Raw genomic sequence first — 16,889 nt, forward strand, 5'->3', positions numbered from 1 at the left:
AGTTTCAATACCACTATGATTACAACTAAAACTCAAAAAACTCCTATCTCTGGAGAGAGTGGAAAAACGTTTCAATACCACTATGATTACAACTAAAGCGAGCGCAACACATGGCGGAAATGACAAAACGAACACCAGTTTCAATACCACTATGATTACAACTAAAACATTAGTTAAATAAGGGGGTGGAAACATGGGTTTAAGTTTCAATACCACTATGATTACAACTAAAACCCGTATGTGAACTTCAGTCATTTCAAGCATGTTCATTATATCAAAAACCAAAATAATCTGTGAACCGCTCATAATGCAAAAACCCCAGGAGGTTCACAGACTTTTTAGTGCACTAAAGGATATGGTAGACCTCCGATATAGTGTCATCCCTCACTTCTTTTAAGCAAATCAGCGTCATCTCCCAACCTCATCTTGTTTCGTTGATCAATCACCATCTAGATACAGATGAGTCAGAAAACTCCTAATCAAAAGACAGAATTTATATAAAATGACACATGAATAGTTAAAAAAGCAGAGACTTCTAAATAAGAAGTCTGAGGCTGCTGACAAACTGCCTTGAAAGGCAGGGTCAGCAGCCTTTTTTGTCGAATCAATAAAAAACACTCTATAAGGAGTTTTTTCTATGTTTAGAACAAACCCGAGTAAAGAACATCAACCAGAACTAGTTAACATAGAAGAATTAGTTCCACGAGATCACTTGTTACGGAAAATTAATGAAACGATCGACTTCTCCTTCATTGCTGAGAAATGTAAAGAATTATACTGCCAAGATAATGGGCGTCCATGTCTTGACCCAATTATGTTATTTAAAATGCTACTCATTGGATATTTGTTCGGCATTCGTTCCGAACGCCGACTCATTGAGGAGATTAAAGTTAACATCGCTTACCGTTGGTTTGTAGGGTTATCTCTAACCGACCCAGTCCCACATGCATCTACTTTCAGTCAAAACCGTCGAAGACGGTTCCAAAGCTCCACTATTTATCAGGAAATATTTGATGAAATTGTCATTCAGGCGATCCAACATGGATTTATTCAAGGAAAAGAGCTTTTTAGTGACTCCACTTTTCTTAAAGCCAATGCCAATAAAGGAAAGTTCAAAAAACAATTAGTTAAAGTTACTCCCAAAGGATATATGGATGATTTAGAACAAGCAATTGAGCAAGATCGAGAAGAGCACGGAAAGAAGCCTTTAAAAAAAAAGCCCATAAAGGTTGAAACGAAAGAAATTCGTGTAAGTACGACCGATCCAGATAGTGGTTATATGGTTCGAGATGGAAAACCCGAAGGCTTTTTCTATCTCGATCATCGTACTGTCGATGGTTTACATAACTTCATTACAGATGTATTTGTTACACCAGGAAATGTCCATGATTCAGTTCCTTATTTAGAAAGGTTAAATCGTCAGAAAAGCCGCTTCGGCTTTTCGGTGAAAGCTGTTGCTCTGGATTCTGGTTATTTAACTATGCCTATTTGTCGTGAATTGAGAGGACAAGGAATCTTTACGGTTATTGCACATCGGAGTTTTCGACCAGATAAAGACCTCTTTCCGAAATGGAGATTTAAGTATATTCCTGAGCAAGATGTATATCTTTGTCCAGCAAAGCATCAACTTACATATCGAACGACCAACCGTGAAGGATACAGACAGTACAAATCCAATCCCGAGATTTGTAAGCAATGTCCTTTTCTTAAGAATTGCACAAAGTCAAAGAACCACACAAAAATCCTAACACGTCATGTATGGGAAGATGCAAAAGAGTGGGTTAGACAAAATCGCTTGAGCCCACGTGGAAAAACTTTATATAAGCGTCGAAAAGAAACGATTGAACGTAGCTTCGCTGACGCGAAGGAACTTCATGGTCTTCGATACGCACGCTACAGGGGGCTTGCAAAAATTCAAGAGCAATGCCTCCTAACTGCTGTGGCTCAAAACATAAAAAAGTTGGCTATGCTGCTTTCGAGAGCAGGTAAGGGAGGTGGTTTTAAGTTTATATGGGTTGATATTCATCCATTAATTGTTTATATCCCTTTTATATACAAAAACCCTGCGATCAACAAAGTTGATTCGCAGGGTTTGTCAACATTCTCAGACTTCTAAATAAGAAGTCTCTTCATTATAACGTCATTAAGTTCTTGAAGAGAGCGCAAGTTTATTTACCCAATATTTTCAAACAAGCCTCTAACATGGGCTTGTTTTTATAAACTACTATAGCAATCTCCTGCCTTGCTCTCGTCAGTATTTGGTACAGCATTTTGTCTAACCGATAAGGAGGTGCTCCTGGTTCACTTCTAGCCCAGAGAAATCCCAGATCATCATAATAAAAATGTTGATTAATAACAGCCGCAACTTTATCAAATTCTTGTCCTATAACAAGATGCGCGTTTCGAGTTCCTACTTGATACTGATCGTATGTTAACTTATAAAAGCTGGAAGTAGTATAGTTGATCACTTCCCAACCGTCCTCATTTAACTGTTCGAGATAGTGACGTAAGGAGTTTGAACAATCAAAGTATTGGAGATGGATGTTTTTGTATTCTATATTAGGGTTACTTTTATTCTTGTTAAATAAGTTAGTAATGAAGGATGCAATCTCCTTATTCGTCCTTATCTTCTCAGAAAGTTTATACTTTTTATGAGTTAATTGTTCGATTTTCCCGACAGTATTGCGTTTGGATTCGGAAAAAGAAATTACCTGCTCAGGGTCGTAAGAAAAAATACATTTCATTTTATTATCAGTAACATACTTGATGATTGTTTCTAACTGTTCGGTGTAAATCCTCTGGGTTTCATCAACAATAATCAAATCGTACGTTATTGGTTGTTCTAAAACATGATAAATGTCCTTGATTGGTGAGATGTTCCAGGAATGTTTGTCACGCAAAATCTCGTGCCCTTCAGCAAGATATCCACAGTGAAATAAACAGACGTTCCATCCTAGGTCTATATAATACTTAGCAATATCGTAAGTTAGTAATGTTTTGCCTGTCCCTGGTTTCCCTTCGATTGCAATAAAAGGAACCGAATTTTCGGCAAACATTTTGATAATATCCGTCCTCACCTCTGACTGATTACCATTAAGGAAGTAACTTCCAGCCATGAACTTCTCTGTTGAATTTAAAGGTGAAACTAAGTAAACGCTTGGTTTAAAAAGTGCACTAATGTTATCAATCTTTTTGTGTTGTTGATCGTTGATGGCAGCTACCAGTTCTTCAAGGGTTGTTTTTTTGAGATGTTCATTTTCGTCCAATGTAAATACGTTATGAGTCTGCACGACATAAGCGTAAATAACGACTGGTGTGTCTAATGTTTTTAGATAGTAATTATTCTGTGTCAACTGTTTTGCTATCCGTTCCTCACTACTACTGTGTTTAATCTCTATATTTAAGGTGTAGTTATCACCAAACCGCAACAGATCAAACTCTTTCGATATTTGAGGAATTGAGTAGCTTACAAAGAAATTACTTAACTGGTTTGAAAATACACCCTTGCCTAGCATTTCGTTGACAAACACACAAATATCAGCACTCTCCTGCTTCTTGACTTGGATACCAAAATAATCAAGGTACCTTTTAAATTGTTCTTGATTCAACGTTTTAAAGGCATCTACATAGGAATTTAAATTAATAGACCTCAAACTTAATCAACCCTCACTAATGCTTACATCATATATATCATGCATTCTAAATAACATTATATATAATTATCAATTTTCTATGAACTATCCCTCCGTTAGTATATACAAGGGCGTGTCAGGTAAACCCATTGGCTGTTAGAAGTAACAAATAACCTTTTCCCAATTAGCCAATGTGAAGCAATAAAAATATAATCTACACCTTAAGGCAACTATCAACCTACCTAGCCAAACAGAAAGATAATACTTCTTCCTTTGGCTATGATCTATTTGGGCTAAAGCCTGCTGAAATGTTCAGCAGGCTTTTATTTCAAAGGATGTCTAGTGGCCAGTAGCGGAAAAACCGTTACCCTCGCTTCTATCTGACAATGAAAGTGTCAGACACCTTAAGGCGATAACATCTCTTTGATTTTCTTCTCAATCTCCAATGGTACGGATGCTTGTCCCCCACCCACATAGCCTCTGAGCAAGGAGTAGCGATTTTCGTTTAGGTATTGCTCCACTACGGGCGGCAATGCGGTCGTCGTGGTCAGCAAGATCGGGGAAGCACCGCCATAGTAAACAAACGCGGCCAGCGGAGTGATAGATAATGCGTCTGAGAAGACATCTCCCCGGGCGACCAGAAAGTGGTGCGGCTCCAATTTGAAGTATTTCGCCACATTGACAGCCACTTCGTAACGATCCTTGCCGCCGATTCGTGTCACTTTTCCGAATGCAGCCAACTGGGAAGCGACGTTATCGGACACAGAGCCGGGTCCCCCAACGATCACGAACTTGGTGTAGTTGGGATGATTCTTTAAGAACGTGACCACCGAGGCTGGTAAACTCTTGGCTGTGGTCAACAATAAGGGCATGTTATGCCGTCCCGACACTGCTGAGACCGACAAAGCATCGGCAAAGTCCTGACCACTGGCAATGAGGGCAGTATCTCCGGAGGAGTTAAATTTGCCGGCGATCCCGGTCGCCACTTCATAGCGGTCCTTGCCGTCAATCCGGCTCACTCCAATGGAGAGATCACTCAATTGTTTTTCAACATTGGTAGATACGGATGAGGTTCCCCCAACAATGACCGCTTGCTTCGGTTGGAGTTGACGAATGCGGTCTATCGTTTGTTGTGTTAATCCGGCAGAGGGGGTCAAAAAGAAGGAATATACTTTATTGGCCGCGTATGCCCCCGCTCCCAGCGCATCAGCAAATTGGGTGCCACTGGAGATAACGATGGTGCGCCCGGTAGGATCAAATCCGTCGTGGACATTTTTTTCTAATGCTTTCACCATGGCTATATTGCTGTTGACAGCCACTTCGTAACGATCTTTGCCGCCGATTCGCTGAAACTCAGGAAACAAGGGATAATAATCGATGCTCAACATATTGCCGTTAGCATTATAGGCATAAAAGTAGACGCCACCATAAGACGCTTCTTCCTTACCAAGCCTGAATGAAAACTTGCCGGAAATGGTTATTTCCCCATCCTCCATATAGTGAACATATGCCTTGGTGGCATTCGTTTCGCCTGTGAAAGTGATGGAAGTGCTGCCGAGAGGTAACCTCTCTCGCTGTTCAGCAGGACTGGTGATGTTCAGCAACGGCAAGGTGGTATCCGGCCGTCCGGCGAATGTCAACCCACTGATGACAAAATGATATGGTTTATTGACATAATCATCACGGGGATCCTGATCATTCAAAAAATCTTCTTTAATAAACAACGCATATTTCCCGGCAGGGAGCGTGTCCCCGTCTTTATAGAAATTTGTTGGGCAATCTTCTTGTCCCTCTTCGCATTCTGACGAAATATAGTAATTCAAGCGCTCGAAACCGGTCTTAATGTCAATGTTGATTGTTCCTTCGGTGACGGTTTGGAAGCGGTAGATATGAAGGATGCCTTCATTCACTTCTCCCTTGTATTCGACTGGGTCCGTATAAGGTTCAGCGGTAGAAGGATCTGCAAGAGATTCTGCGCGCTGAATCATCATTCGGTCCAAGCTTTGTTTGAATTTTTGTTGTTGCGTCATCTCGGTCTCTGTGCGTGGCAGAGGGTTGGTCTGGGCAAAAGAGGGTGGAACAACCAGCAAACTTCCGACGGTTAAAGCTAAACCGGTGAGGAGGAAGATTTTTTTGGTTTGCCTCTTCATTCTCTCCATGTCATCTCCTTTTAAAAAGTTGATTTCATATAATTAATTCGTGAAATTAAGATATTTTTTGTCATGGTAGAGCTGGTACCAAAGTTGCATTTCTTCTTTTGTCTGTCCATAATAGGTTAGGAATATATGTTTGCATGGAAGGTGATTCACTGGTGAAGAAAATTTTGCATATGGATCTCGATGCGTTTTTCGCCAGTGTAGAACAGCTTGACCGCTCCGAATTGAGAGGGAAGCCAGTGATCGTCGGTGGTCTGGAGAAACGTGGAGTGGTCTCCACTTGCAGTTACGAAGCCAGAGCATACGGGGTACGTTCGGCTATGCCGATGGCGATGGCTCGTAAGAAATGTCCGCAAGGCATCTTTTTGCCAGTGCGGTACGAACGATATCGTGAAAAATCGGCGGAGGTACGCCGAATCTATACCGCATATAGTGACCACTATGAGACTGTGGGATTGGATGAAGCTTACTTAGATGTCTCCCATTATGACAATGCTGTTCCCATCGCCCGGGAAATCAAGCGGCGGATTCAGGAAGAGACCGGGCTAACCTGTAGTGTGGGTTTATCATATAATAAATCCTTGGCCAAAATCGCCAGTGATTTAAAAAAACCGGATGCGTTTGTAATCATCAGACCGGAACAAGCGTTAGAAATTCTAAAGGATTTGCCAGTCGGTACCCTTCACGGCATCGGCAAAAAATCTCAGGAGCGGCTGGCGAAAAAAGAGATCTTCACCATTTCCGACTTTTGGCAACTCTCCCTGGAGGAAGTGGTTCGGATGTTTGGCAAGTTCGGCCATGCCTTGTATTATCGGGCACGAGGGCAGGATGACCGAGAAATTGTTATGGATCGGGCACCCAAGTCGCACAGTCGTGAAACCACATTGCCTGAGAATTTGTTTGAGCGGGAGGATATCGCGGAAGTAGCCAGAGAGCTGTTAGCGGAAGTGCAACAAGAGATTATTGATGAAAAGGTGACCCCACAGACCTTGACCCTTAAAATCAAATATGCTGATTTCACGTTGCGCTCCAAACAGCGGACAACTGAGCCTGGCACCGATTGGGAGAAAGTATTGGAAGAATTGCTTAACGCCTTTGATTATACAGCAGGTGTTCGGTTGGTTGGGGTGGGTTTTTCCAACTTCTTAGAATCGATGGTTGGAGGCTATGAACAATTGACACTCCCCCTGGAGGAAGAGTAAACGGGTGTATGGCATCGAAAGCAGGCAAAGGCGGCCTTCTACAGATAAGGCCGCCTTTGCCTGCTTTTTATTGTTACCGGTCGGACACATAAATGCAATAGGTGATCCATTTCCCACCGTCATTCGCTTCAATCACTGCTTCGCCCTCTTTCAATCCAGTAACTCTCAACCGTGGGTAAGAATATTGAAACCAAGTTTCAATCACGCCATCACTTTCACCAAAGTGAACAATAAATTGATCGCCATACAAATAAAGATAGGAGCCAATATCCAAAAACTTCCTTTTATCACAACTTTGAATGACAGCGTCACTCTCTTTCACGGCAGCGTGCGCGACGTTGCCACTGACGAGCAAGGGTGCCGCCAGCAGAGTGAATGCGGTTAACCATGCAACAACAGTCTTTTTCATACGTGTTCCCTCCAGATGTTTAATTTTTTGTTATTGCAGTAATATTATAACATCTAATTATTATAATTTGTTGTATTATAAATTTCCAAAATGAAGCGATGGTTTCAAAGTGGTTGGTACACCGCAAATGAACACGAATGAATAGATGAAAAATGATAATAAAGTAGCAATTAAACGGTGATAAGAGGATGAAATGTACGAGATGTTTAAATAGCTTTGGCCATTTATTGGCTCATGCTGCCAATCTGCCTATATATCCTATTCTATCTGGCGGTACATACATAGCAGCCGTCTGTAATACATCGACAGACGGCTCTCTTAAGATAATACTTTTTACTTTTGAACATCAATTAACCCTTGGTTCTCCATAAAGCGCCTTTTTTTCATTAGTGAAGCATATATAAATTCACCAGTATGTCGATCTATACTAGCAATAATCAACGATAATGGAGAGGTATTCGGAATACTTCCTGAAAAGCGGATGATAGGCAGGTAATCAAAGACATACTGAGGATCACCGCGTACGATCTCCCATTTTCCTTGTAGATGTATCCTGAATACTTCTCCAACATAGCGTAACAAAGCATCTAAAATCATTTTTTCCCGATCGTCCAGTATGGCATCCATTGACGGATAATGATCCAATATCCAACCCTCTAAGCGTAGTAACGATTCCGGCGAATAATCCAGATCAAGATGGTGGAGTGCCTTTTCTATCTTCTCCAACTCATCTGGAAGTAGCATTAGCCATTCTTCAAACCAATCCTCGTTGTAATCATTTATTTTTGCTACCAACCGAACCCTCCATCACATCACTAGCATACAGGGGCATCGCTCTCCAAAAGTCTCTCTTTAACTATTTTCAATACCAATCGTGCTAAACTCTCTAATAAATAAACAAGTTAAAAAGGAGAATGATAATGCCTACATATAACAAATTGGTCCGTGATTTAATCCCACAAGTGATCGAACAAGCAGGGAAAAAGTGCAACACAAGAATCCTGGATAATCAGGAATACATCGTTGAATTACACAAAAAATTGGGTGAAGAGGTAAGCGAATACCTGCATAGTCAATCCAACCAAGAAGCGTTGGAAGAGTTGGCCGACATTTTGGAGTTGATACATGCGTTGACAATATATCATGGTTACACTCTTCACGATTTGGAAAGCCTGCGTCAGAAGAAATCGAGCAACGTGGCGGATTTAAGGAAAAAATCTTTCTTATCGATGTTGAAGATTAGACTGCTGGTTATTCCATCCAGCAACTTTATTTTTTACCAGCAATTGCTCCGCCCCATATCGCGTGACAATGTCGTCAATCCGCTCTTTCACAGAAATCTTTTTCCCCACTGGCGATGTATGCAAATCACAATAAGTAATCAAGTCGATAAACAACTGATCGGTTTCATCCAACCATTGCGCGTTGTAAGCATAAATCGAAACCAGATTCGGCCTTGTCTTTTTCACGCTTTCATATGCTCCCGAGTGAAATAAGGCCGCCGCAATCACTGATTTAGGAAAGCCGCATTGTTGTACAAAAAACGCTCCATCAAGGGGATGATAGTCATATTGATTTAGCTTGTCGCTGTACCCAATATCATGCTAAAGCAGCTCCTTTGATTCTTCTTCCATCTCTATTTGTGCCAATACTTCCTTCATCCGCTCCACAACACCAAGAATATGCCTATAGCGATGACGATCTGGCGGAATATATTTACTTAACTCCTTCTCATCCATCACAACTCGCCCCACCCCTTGGAATTGCTCCAACAAAAGGACATCTGACAATTGCTGAAGATTGCGATCATTGCGCATGAGATCCCCTCTTCCTTAAAATAATAAGTACCGTGCTTAAGGTGTGTCTGGCAAATCGAGTGGTGGCGAAGAAGCGGCGGAAACCTTTGACACACCCTGACCTCATCCGTATCAACCAGCTACTGTATGGATCATGGCTGATTAATAAAATAACGCTTCCAATCACACCGGAAATCATAAAGAAAAGCAACTTAACAATATACTTTGTACCACCTTTTATTTTTTTGGTTATAACATCAATAAAGATTGATGTCATTACTCCAAACCCAAAAATACCAATAAAAGAAACATAACCTGCAATGGCTAGAAAAAACAAAAATTCACCTGTCGTAGATTCAATGATTACATACGAATAGACGAATAAAAGCAAAATCCATGTAAACAAAGCACTTAATAACTTTCGATATATTTTACTGTTGGTTAATGAAAACTGCATTCAAATCCCTTCTTTTCAAAAAAAACAACTATGCGGCTTTTATTCCAATTTTTAACAATTATAACGCATCACAAAAGATGGTTCTGTACTATACCGTCTATCCAGCCAACTTCAATGAACGGGATCGACACCCCACAGCAAATAATCGCACTTGCGCGAAAATAAAATGCATCATATAATTAGTTAGTCAGATAACTAACTAAGGGAGGGACATTCTCGTGGCCAAACCCAATGGCATATCAAAGCAGGAACTCATCTCCTCAGCCATGCGTTGCATTGCCGAAAACGGCATCGGCAAATTGTCGCTCAAGGCAGTAGCCGAAGGTGCCGGCGTTACGCAAGGGACTGTGTATTACCATTTCAAGAGCAAGGAGCAATTGTTGTTTCAAATTGTCAAAGAAATATGTGAATCTTCATGGAACGAGCTCGTCAACACGGAACATTCTGATCTTAAACAAGCCGTAGCACAAGCACTTCATTCGGCCCGAAGCCGATGCGATTATGAATCATTCTATCATCAAGTGCTCTTATCGCTCGTCGTCACCAGTTTTCATCACCCAACCATGCGTGAACAACTGGGGGCGTTATTTCAGAAGGAGAACGATTATCTGGCACAATTACTTGAGCGGCTGGGAGCCGAATTTCTCCCCCCAGAGATGTCACCGCAAACCGCAGGTATTTTATTCAATGCGCTGATTGACGGATTGGCTCTGCAAGCGTTGTTAAATCGAAATTTTCCTGCTGATCTTGTTTACAGTGAGTTGGAGTCTTTGTTAACGAAGAGAATCAAAAAGAATGAAAAATGAGGTGAGTTTGATGGTGTATTTTCCATTATTCGGCACTTCGCTATGGCTTATCGCCACGTTGATCTTCCGGGCGTTCGGTACCAATCTGCTTGATGTGGAACATCCGCTTGTCCTTGTCGCTCTGTTCGTTGCCGTGCCCATCATGGCGATTCCGCTTTTGCCGGCGCTCAAGCGCATCCCTGTGAACATGCGGCTGCACAGTACAGTGTTAATCGCTCTTCCCGGGATGTTGCTTGACATTTTCAGCTTAATCTTTCACGAGAGCGTATTTCCCGCGCTTCACCCTCAGCAAGTCACCTTGCTAGCCGCATGGTTACTGTGGGCATATGGAATCATCATCTCTTGTGGTTTCATCAAAAAACAAGTCACCCCAAAAAGTTGACTTAAGCATTGATAAAATGCCCCTTTAAACCTAATGCAAAGAGCCGGACTGTTGATGTACCGGCTCTTTTCTATCTCCGATGGTCTGTCAAACAAAATCAAGCAACCCTTTTTTCAGAGCATAGCGAACCAATTCTGGCCGCGTTTTCAAATGTAGTTTTTCCATGATGTTAGCTTTGTGCGATTCGATCGTTTTAACAGATAAGACCAGTTTCTCAGCGATTTCTTTGTTCGTGTATCCCTGGGCGATCAAACTCAACACTTCTTGCTCCCTCTGCGTCAAAATATGATAATCTTCCAGCTGTTCCCCTATTTGCACACGGTTAAGAAATTCTTGTATCAACATCTTGGTGGCTGAAGGGTATAAATAGGCCTCCCCTTGGGAAACCGTTTGTATGGCCCGGATCAACTCCATATCTTCGGCATTTTTCAATATGTATCCAGAAGCGCCCGCGTGCAATACCCGAAACAAGTATTCTTCGTCATCGTGCATGGTGAGAATCAGTACATTGATCTCCGGAGCCGCTTCTTTCAGTTTTTTGGTGGCCGTCAATCCGTTCTCTCCGGGAGGCATGCTTAAATCCATCAAAACGATGTCCGGCTGAAGTTCTAAAGACAGATCCACTGCTTCTTTGCCATCGATCGCTGCCCCAACCACTTCCATGTCGGGCTGAGAATTGATAAGCAATGTCAGCCCTGAACGGACAATGGCATGATCATCCGCGATGAGTACCCTCGTCGGCATGAACAGACTCCCCCTCTCTGTCTATTGGTATACGAACATACACCATTGTTCCTTCATTGGGAGCTGATTCGATCCGCAATGCTCCCCCCAACAGCGCGGCCCGCTCTTTCATCCCGTACAAACCTAATCCGGTCCCCTCTCCCTCCACTTGGGACGGATCAAAGCCTTTGCCAAAATCCTCGATAAACAGGCGAACTTCTGCCGCAGTGTCGATGAGACTGAGTTTGATTTTGTCGGTAGCCGCGTATTTGGCTGCATTAATCATCGCCTCTTGTACAATCCGATACAATGCCGTCTCTACGGTAGACGAATAGCGACGTTTGGGACCTTTCACCACAAGTTCCACCTTGATGTCAAAAGTGGCTTCAAATTTTTTGGCGTATGAACGGATCGCTGGCAAAAATCCCAAGTCGTCAAGTGCCGACGGCCGCAAATCGGTAGCCAGGTTTTTCACTTCATCCAACGTCTGCTCAACCATCGCTTGCACATCAAGCAAATGCCTCTTTTTCTCGTCATCAAGTGGGAGATGATTGATCACTTTTAAGCCGATCAAAATGCTGTAAAGCGCTTGTCCGACACCATCATGCAGTTCGCGGGACACTCTTTTACGTTCCTCTTCCTGCGCTTGAATGATTTTATTGGTAACAAGCCGATGATGCCGCTCCCGCTCTGTGCGTTGCAATTGCGACATATCTCTGATGACGATGACCATAGAGCCCAGCGGATCTTCGGGCAAGGTCGCCGCGCTCGCCGTCACCGGATATTGTCTGCCATCCTTGGCCCTGATCTGCATTTCAAAGGAAGACAGCGACTGATGGTTGAAAAAACAGCCTGTACAACTGGCCTCCTCCACACACGTCGCAATCCCTTTGCAAATCGAACAAAAAAGGATGTTGTTCAATTCTGATCGACTATATCCGGTCAATGTCAAAGCGGCCCGATTGGCTTCCCGGATGACACCGCCGGGCTGAACGACAAAGATCGCATCCGCCGCGTGTTGAAAAATGGCCTCATAATAAGAAGGAACATCCAAATCGCTCTCGCCGCTCAAATAAGACATCATGTATCGCCCCCTCCATCAAACAGTTCAAATGGCACCCCTGCCACCCCGGGGTGCTTACCATGATTCATTGAAATCTAACCAACATATTTTCCACTCTTAGTCTACCTTGGAGCAGGCAGACTACGCCATGGGGGAATTCCCTGATGAGTGCTCCACCCGGTGCCCCTTTGTACAAACAACCGAGGCTATCCAATGCTCAACCTTCTCAAGCATGCCTTTACTTTGCCACCAGCCACAAAATCGAGCGCTTCCTTGACATCCTTTCTCGTAGCCACAATCGAGCCTTTGATTCTGATTCCAAACAACACCTTGTCAAATTGCGGTACTTTCAACTCCTCATGGGGACTCCAAACCAGGGCAACGGTTCCGCCCCGCCGGACAGCCAGATAAGATTGCCGAAACGGATTTTTCCTGATATCCAAACAGAGGGACGCATGCACACCTCCGATGTTTCGCATAATCACGGCAACGGGATCCGCCTCTTCAGCATTCAAAATCATGTCGGCTCCCGACTTTTTCGCCAACTCTCTGTTTTCTCGCCGTTCATCCACTGCTACTACCCTCAAGCCCATCGCTTTGGCGTACTGCACGGCAAGATGTCCCTGGCCTGCCATTCCAAACACGGCTACCCATTCACCTTGTTTGACACCGCTTTCTTTTAACGCTTTGTAAATCAAGACGCCCTTGCAAAAAATAGGAGCTGCCTCTTGAAAATGCAGATTTCCAGGAATTTTGACCACATGCGAAGCCGGGAAAACACCATAATCGACACCGTCGCCAAACACTGCCTCACTGTCTTCCAGCTGATGTTCGCACATCTTCTCCTTTCCGGACCGGCAATACCCGCATTCGCCGCAAGCAGAATGAAAGCAGGGAAGGCCAACACGATCACCCACGGCCAGCGATGAAACCCCTTTGCCAATGCCGCATACGATCCCCATGTATTGTGGCGAAGGGCGATTGGAAGACGCTGTGACACAGGCGGTTGAGTGGCATCCTATGTGACAACCCCCGCAGCAATCATGCATTCGTATCAATACCTCACCAGTTCCAATCAAGGGCGCAGACATCTCTTTCAGTTCAAGCTGGTTAAAAAACCGATTCACAACAGCCACTTTCATTTTACTCCTCCTACATCACCGATGTTGGTTAAAATCCCCACCGCAAAGTGATCCGTTGAGTTGGCTTTCTTTATTTATGGGTAATGGTCGATTATGGTCATAACCGAACGGTTGGTTGTGTTAATCTGTATCCGGTATTCAGGCAAAGGACGACCCAATGGGCTCTCCGCATTCCGATCGATTGGCATGCCGCATCTGCCAACTCTTCACGTCTATCTTAAAACATCAGGTCATAATTGTATTTCAGGGAATTCACTGATCCAGCATAAAAATCTACCGGACATTTCGGTAGCAATTCCCGGTCGCTATTTTTACACTTTTTAATTTAATATATTGATTAAATGAGCAAGTTATTGCATAATTAAGTTAGAAAGGAATGAAATCAACCATTTACATAGGAGGGTTCTGATATGGCGAAGTTCGAACTGCCCGCATTGCCTTACACCTTTGATGCTTTGGAGCCGCATATTGACGCGCAAACCATGGAAATCCACCATAACCGCCATCATGCCACATATGTGAACAACTTGAACGCCGCTCTGGAAGGGGTAGAAGTGAACGCTACTTCCGTGGAAGCCTTGATCTCCGACCTGAATGCACTGCCGGAGAACGTGCGCACCGCTGTTCGTAACAATGGTGGTGGCCACGCTAACCACAGCCTGTTCTGGGAAATCTTAAGTCCCAACGGCGGCGGTGAGCCGATCGGTGAAGTGGCCCAAGCAATCGCGGACACCTTTGTCAGCTTCGACAACTTCAAGAAACAATTTACCGATGCAGCGGCCAAACGCTTCGGTAGCGGTTGGGCTTGGTTGGTGGTGAAAGATGGCAAGTTGGCTGTGACCAGCACCCCTAACCAAGACAGCCCGCTGATGGAAGGGGCTGCACCAATCTTGGGCTTGGACGTATGGGAGCACGCTTACTACCTCAAATACCAAAACAAGCGCCCGGCTTACATCGAGGCTTTCTGGAATGTGGTCAACTGGAATGAAGTAAACCGGCGCTATCTTGCCGCGCGCGCGTAACTTTCATCCATTACGCCAGCGCAGAAATGAACGGCTGAGCCATGTGCGTTCAGTCGTTTATTTCATTTAAAAACATACTGATTAAAAAAAGCAGACTGACGCTCCCGCTTCTGGAAATGGAATAAGCCCTCCTGGTTATGTGAAGGGCCTAATGCTTTATGTGTCATGGCATCCATATACTGTGTGCGCTTTTCGACATACTCCTTATGTAACCTTAAGCTTGTGGCGGTTCGCCATACAGATGTTTCATCCCGCTTTCACCTCCGTTTTTTATTTTCTATAAATTCATTTATTTAACCTTCTTTGGTTGCTATTTACACCGAATAATATTAAAAATATTAATTATGTTGCTTGCGCAAATAGTAAATGCTACAATACGGATAAACCAGCGAAAGGGAGAGTACCCACATGAAAAAGAAATCACTGGTATTTTTGTCCAAAGGTGTTGGGTACTCGACAGCTGTTTTTTACAATCTTTCTAATCACGGGATCAGTCTGTCTAAAAACAAAGCTTACCAACGACTCGTCACCCTTTGATCAGAAAGGTTATAAAATGAAGGATGGATCACACACCACGGGTCGTTAGCCCCGTGGTTTCGTATATCGCAATACCAACGCCACAGGGCCAACCTGTGGCGTTTTTTATCCAGGACGAGTATTTGGGGCATGAATGAGGAGGTTATAGTAAATGGAATTAAAAGGGAAAGAAATCTTCATCCGAATGCTAGAAGTTGGTGACGCTCCGGCGTTGGCGCGTCTTGAAACGGAAAACCGCGATTTTTTTCAAGCGTACACCCCCTCGCGTGACGAAGCGTTTTACACGGTTGAAAGGCAACAGGAACTGCTCAAACAAATGGAGAAAAGAAAAGCTGCTGATCAAGAATACTGGTTTGGGATCTTCCTAGCCAAAAACGGGGAATTGATCGGCAAAATCACTCTTTCGGAAGTGATGCGACGCCACTTGCAAAGTTGCTGGATCGGGTATTATCTGGATAAACGTCACAACGGCAAAGGCTATATGACCGAAGCCGTCCGCCTAGTCGTCTCCTATGCCTTCAGCGAACTGAAATTGCATCGGATTGAAGCCGGAGTGATGCCCCATAACCTCGGTTCAATCCAAGTTTTGAAAAAAGCAGGATTCCACACCGAAGGCATCAATAAAAAAAATGTGCGAATCAACGGAAAATGGGAAGATCATGTGCATCTCGCCATCATTAACGAAGAAGATTGAGGAAGAACAACAAAAAATGACTTGAGTCCACATAGCGCCTCAAGTCATTTTCCCTTCCTTCCCACTGGCGACCTAGCTGCTGATACCAAAGTGCCGTTTGGCCAATTCATTGAAGGTTTCTTGGTCAATCTCTTCTTTCGTCGCCTGTCCGTCAACCCACCGCGTGAAAGATCCTTCTGTTAACGTTAACCTTCCCCTTTCCGTCAAACGGGTGATTAACGGCTTTTTGTTAAAGGGAGATTTTTCGTGTTCGGCGATGATGGATTGGATCTCTTCCAATTCTGCTGCCTTTTGTACCGGATGTTTGGAATCAAACGCATATCCGATCCGCCAGTCCTTGTCGGTATGCTTTATTTTTATTTTCAAAACATGATCACCGTATTCGGTATCCATTTGTTCCACTCGAAACTCTCCATTCGGCGATGTGACGGCCTCGCCGCTCATCGGTACAGGGCGCAAGGGCAGATTTCCCCCGAATCCGGTGTCCACTAGATAGGTTTTTCCTTCATGTGTCAACAAAATGACGGCATGTGTTCTCCCCACTTCCTCAAAGTCTTGCATTTCGACGTTGTACACCGCCCCCTTGACCATGATGGCATGAAACCCATGCTCCAACAAGAAATAGTATAAAAGCGTGTTTAATTCATAACACAGGCCGCCTTCATTTCTCACCAATACTTTGTCGATCAAATTCTCCTTGGTGATAGCCTTCCTTTCCTTGCGGATGACACTTAAATTTTCGAACGGGATGGCCGTCGCTGTCTTTTCTAGAATTCGTCCCAAGGCTTCAAATGTGACTTTTTCATCGACGGGAAACCCAATTCGCTTGCAAAACAAGGCATGCATTGTCAACGTCATAAATAACCAC

At 43.7% G+C, this 16,889-nt stretch carries 17 protein-coding genes and 1 pseudogene; 7 read left to right on the forward strand and 11 right to left on the reverse strand.

Translation table 11 applies throughout. From position 1 onward, the window contains the following. The first annotated feature begins 637 nt into the window (after positions 1-637). Positions 638-2,116 (forward strand): IS1182 family transposase, encoded by a 1,479-nt coding sequence (locus NYR52_RS09080; protein ID WP_375163142.1) that lies wholly within the window; start codon positions 638-640, stop codon positions 2,114-2,116. A 52-nt stretch (positions 2,117-2,168) separates the two neighbouring features. On the opposite strand, the gene NYR52_RS09085 is transcribed toward NYR52_RS09080, so the two are convergent. Together NYR52_RS09085 and NYR52_RS09090 are read right to left on the reverse strand one after the other, a co-directional pair. After that, the gene (locus tag NYR52_RS09085) at positions 2,169-3,653 is read right to left on the reverse strand and encodes an AAA family ATPase (protein ID WP_259435498.1); all 1,485 of its coding nucleotides are present in this window, start codon (positions 3,651-3,653) and stop codon (positions 2,169-2,171) included. Positions 3,654-4,036: 383 nt separating this feature from the next. Continuing rightward, on the reverse strand, positions 4,037-5,791 hold the full coding sequence (locus NYR52_RS09090) for a cell wall-binding repeat-containing protein (RefSeq protein WP_259435499.1): 1,755 nt from the start codon (positions 5,789-5,791) through the stop codon (positions 4,037-4,039). A 152-nt stretch (positions 5,792-5,943) separates the two neighbouring features. Between NYR52_RS09090 and dinB the strand changes: the two genes are divergently transcribed. Next, positions 5,944-6,990, forward strand: a complete 1,047-nt coding sequence (gene dinB, locus NYR52_RS09095) for a DNA polymerase IV (RefSeq protein ID WP_259435500.1) — start codon at positions 5,944-5,946, stop codon at positions 6,988-6,990. Between the two features lie 73 nt (positions 6,991-7,063). On the opposite strand, the gene NYR52_RS09100 is transcribed toward dinB, so the two are convergent. Then, entirely contained in the window at positions 7,064-7,399 is a 336-nt protein-coding gene (locus NYR52_RS09100) for a hypothetical protein (RefSeq protein ID WP_132220664.1), read from the reverse strand. 333 nt (positions 7,400-7,732) lie between these two features. Further along, positions 7,733-8,194 (reverse strand): hypothetical protein, encoded by a 462-nt coding sequence (locus NYR52_RS09105; protein ID WP_259435501.1) that lies wholly within the window; start codon positions 8,192-8,194, stop codon positions 7,733-7,735. 125 nt (positions 8,195-8,319) lie between these two features. On the opposite strand from NYR52_RS09105, the pseudogene NYR52_RS09110 reads away from it, so the two are divergent. Next, positions 8,320-8,642, forward strand: a pseudogene (locus tag NYR52_RS09110) (nucleoside triphosphate pyrophosphohydrolase). On the opposite strand, the gene NYR52_RS09115 reads toward NYR52_RS09110, so the two are convergent. The 3 genes from NYR52_RS09115 to NYR52_RS09125 all read right to left on the reverse strand — a co-directional run bounded on the left by NYR52_RS09115 (position 8,623) and on the right by NYR52_RS09125 (position 9,652). Beyond that, on the reverse strand, positions 8,623-8,868 hold the full coding sequence (locus NYR52_RS09115; protein WP_259435502.1) for a hypothetical protein: 246 nt from the start codon (positions 8,866-8,868) through the stop codon (positions 8,623-8,625). The pseudogene NYR52_RS09110 and the gene NYR52_RS09115 sit on opposite strands and share 20 nt — an antisense overlap. Before the next feature lie 135 nt (positions 8,869-9,003). After that, positions 9,004-9,216 carry a hypothetical protein gene (locus tag NYR52_RS09120; RefSeq protein ID WP_259435503.1) on the reverse strand — a complete coding sequence of 71 codons (213 nt, stop codon included), beginning with the start codon at positions 9,214-9,216 and terminating at the stop codon, positions 9,004-9,006. Further along, positions 9,206-9,652, reverse strand: coding sequence for a hypothetical protein (locus tag NYR52_RS09125; RefSeq protein WP_259435504.1), 447 nt, complete (start codon positions 9,650-9,652; stop codon positions 9,206-9,208). Before NYR52_RS09125 ends, NYR52_RS09120 begins: the two co-directional genes overlap by 11 nt. Positions 9,653-9,870: 218 nt before the next feature. On the opposite strand from NYR52_RS09125, the gene NYR52_RS09130 reads away from it, so the two are divergent. Both NYR52_RS09130 and NYR52_RS09135 read left to right on the forward strand, forming a co-directional pair. After that, complete coding sequence (locus NYR52_RS09130; protein WP_259435505.1) at positions 9,871-10,458, forward strand: TetR/AcrR family transcriptional regulator; 588 nt, start codon at positions 9,871-9,873, stop codon at positions 10,456-10,458. Positions 10,459-10,468: 10 nt separating this feature from the next. Next, positions 10,469-10,840, forward strand: coding sequence for a DUF5367 family protein (locus tag NYR52_RS09135; RefSeq protein ID WP_246026861.1), 372 nt, complete (start codon positions 10,469-10,471; stop codon positions 10,838-10,840). 87 nt (positions 10,841-10,927) lie between these two features. Here NYR52_RS09135 and NYR52_RS09140 read toward each other — a convergent pair whose 3' ends face one another. The 3 genes from NYR52_RS09140 to NYR52_RS09150 form a co-directional block, all read right to left on the reverse strand. Next, positions 10,928-11,584, reverse strand: coding sequence for a response regulator (locus NYR52_RS09140; protein WP_259435506.1), 657 nt, complete (start codon positions 11,582-11,584; stop codon positions 10,928-10,930). Continuing rightward, entirely contained in the window at positions 11,556-12,647 is a 1,092-nt protein-coding gene (locus NYR52_RS09145) for a PAS domain-containing sensor histidine kinase (RefSeq protein WP_132220680.1), read from the reverse strand. Before NYR52_RS09145 ends, NYR52_RS09140 begins: the two co-directional genes overlap by 29 nt. Before the next feature lie 185 nt (positions 12,648-12,832). Beyond that, complete coding sequence (locus NYR52_RS09150; RefSeq protein WP_132220682.1) at positions 12,833-13,768, reverse strand: zinc-binding dehydrogenase; 936 nt, start codon at positions 13,766-13,768, stop codon at positions 12,833-12,835. Positions 13,769-14,178: 410 nt separating this feature from the next. Here NYR52_RS09150 and NYR52_RS09155 point away from each other — a divergent pair, with 410 nt between their 5' ends. Continuing rightward, the gene (locus tag NYR52_RS09155) at positions 14,179-14,790 is read left to right on the forward strand and encodes a superoxide dismutase (RefSeq protein ID WP_259435507.1); all 612 of its coding nucleotides are present in this window, start codon (positions 14,179-14,181) and stop codon (positions 14,788-14,790) included. A 688-nt stretch (positions 14,791-15,478) separates the two neighbouring features. Beyond that, entirely contained in the window at positions 15,479-16,021 is a 543-nt protein-coding gene (locus tag NYR52_RS09160) for a GNAT family N-acetyltransferase (RefSeq protein ID WP_132220686.1), read from the forward strand. 72 nt (positions 16,022-16,093) lie between these two features. Here the strand turns inward: NYR52_RS09160 and NYR52_RS09165 are convergent, their stop codons facing one another. Beyond that, positions 16,094-16,879 carry an arylamine N-acetyltransferase family protein gene (locus NYR52_RS09165; protein ID WP_132220688.1) on the reverse strand — a complete coding sequence of 262 codons (786 nt, stop codon included), beginning with the start codon at positions 16,877-16,879 and terminating at the stop codon, positions 16,094-16,096. Positions 16,880-16,889 lie beyond the last annotated feature (10 nt).

The sequence above is a fragment of the Laceyella sacchari genome (assembly GCF_024927925.1).
Classification (GTDB): Bacteria; Bacillota; Bacilli; order Thermoactinomycetales; family Thermoactinomycetaceae; genus Laceyella; species Laceyella sacchari.

Excerpts from the sequence above, each read along its gene's own strand:
- NYR52_RS09145 (WP_132220680.1), bottom strand. The coding sequence starts at position 12,647 with ATGATGTCTTATTTGAGCGGCGAGAGCGATTTGGATGTTCCTTCTTAT.
- NYR52_RS09125 (WP_259435504.1), bottom strand. The coding sequence starts at position 9,652 with ATGCAGTTTTCATTAACCAACAGTAAAATATATCGAAAGTTATTAAGT.
- NYR52_RS09150 (WP_132220682.1), bottom strand. The coding sequence starts at position 13,768 with ATGAAAGTGGCTGTTGTGAATCGGTTTTTTAACCAGCTTGAACTGAAA.
- NYR52_RS09155 (WP_259435507.1), top strand. The coding sequence starts at position 14,179 with ATGGCGAAGTTCGAACTGCCCGCATTGCCTTACACCTTTGATGCTTTG.
- NYR52_RS09165 (WP_132220688.1), bottom strand. The coding sequence starts at position 16,879 with ATGACGTTGACAATGCATGCCTTGTTTTGCAAGCGAATTGGGTTTCCC.
- NYR52_RS09160 (WP_132220686.1), top strand. The coding sequence starts at position 15,479 with ATGGAATTAAAAGGGAAAGAAATCTTCATCCGAATGCTAGAAGTTGGT.
- NYR52_RS09080 (WP_375163142.1), top strand. The coding sequence starts at position 638 with ATGTTTAGAACAAACCCGAGTAAAGAACATCAACCAGAACTAGTTAAC.
- NYR52_RS09135 (WP_246026861.1), top strand. The coding sequence starts at position 10,469 with ATGGTGTATTTTCCATTATTCGGCACTTCGCTATGGCTTATCGCCACG.
- NYR52_RS09120 (WP_259435503.1), bottom strand. The coding sequence starts at position 9,216 with ATGCGCAATGATCGCAATCTTCAGCAATTGTCAGATGTCCTTTTGTTG.
- NYR52_RS09090 (WP_259435499.1), bottom strand. The coding sequence starts at position 5,791 with ATGGAGAGAATGAAGAGGCAAACCAAAAAAATCTTCCTCCTCACCGGT.
- NYR52_RS09100 (WP_132220664.1), bottom strand. The coding sequence starts at position 7,399 with ATGAAAAAGACTGTTGTTGCATGGTTAACCGCATTCACTCTGCTGGCG.
- NYR52_RS09140 (WP_259435506.1), bottom strand. The coding sequence starts at position 11,584 with ATGCCGACGAGGGTACTCATCGCGGATGATCATGCCATTGTCCGTTCA.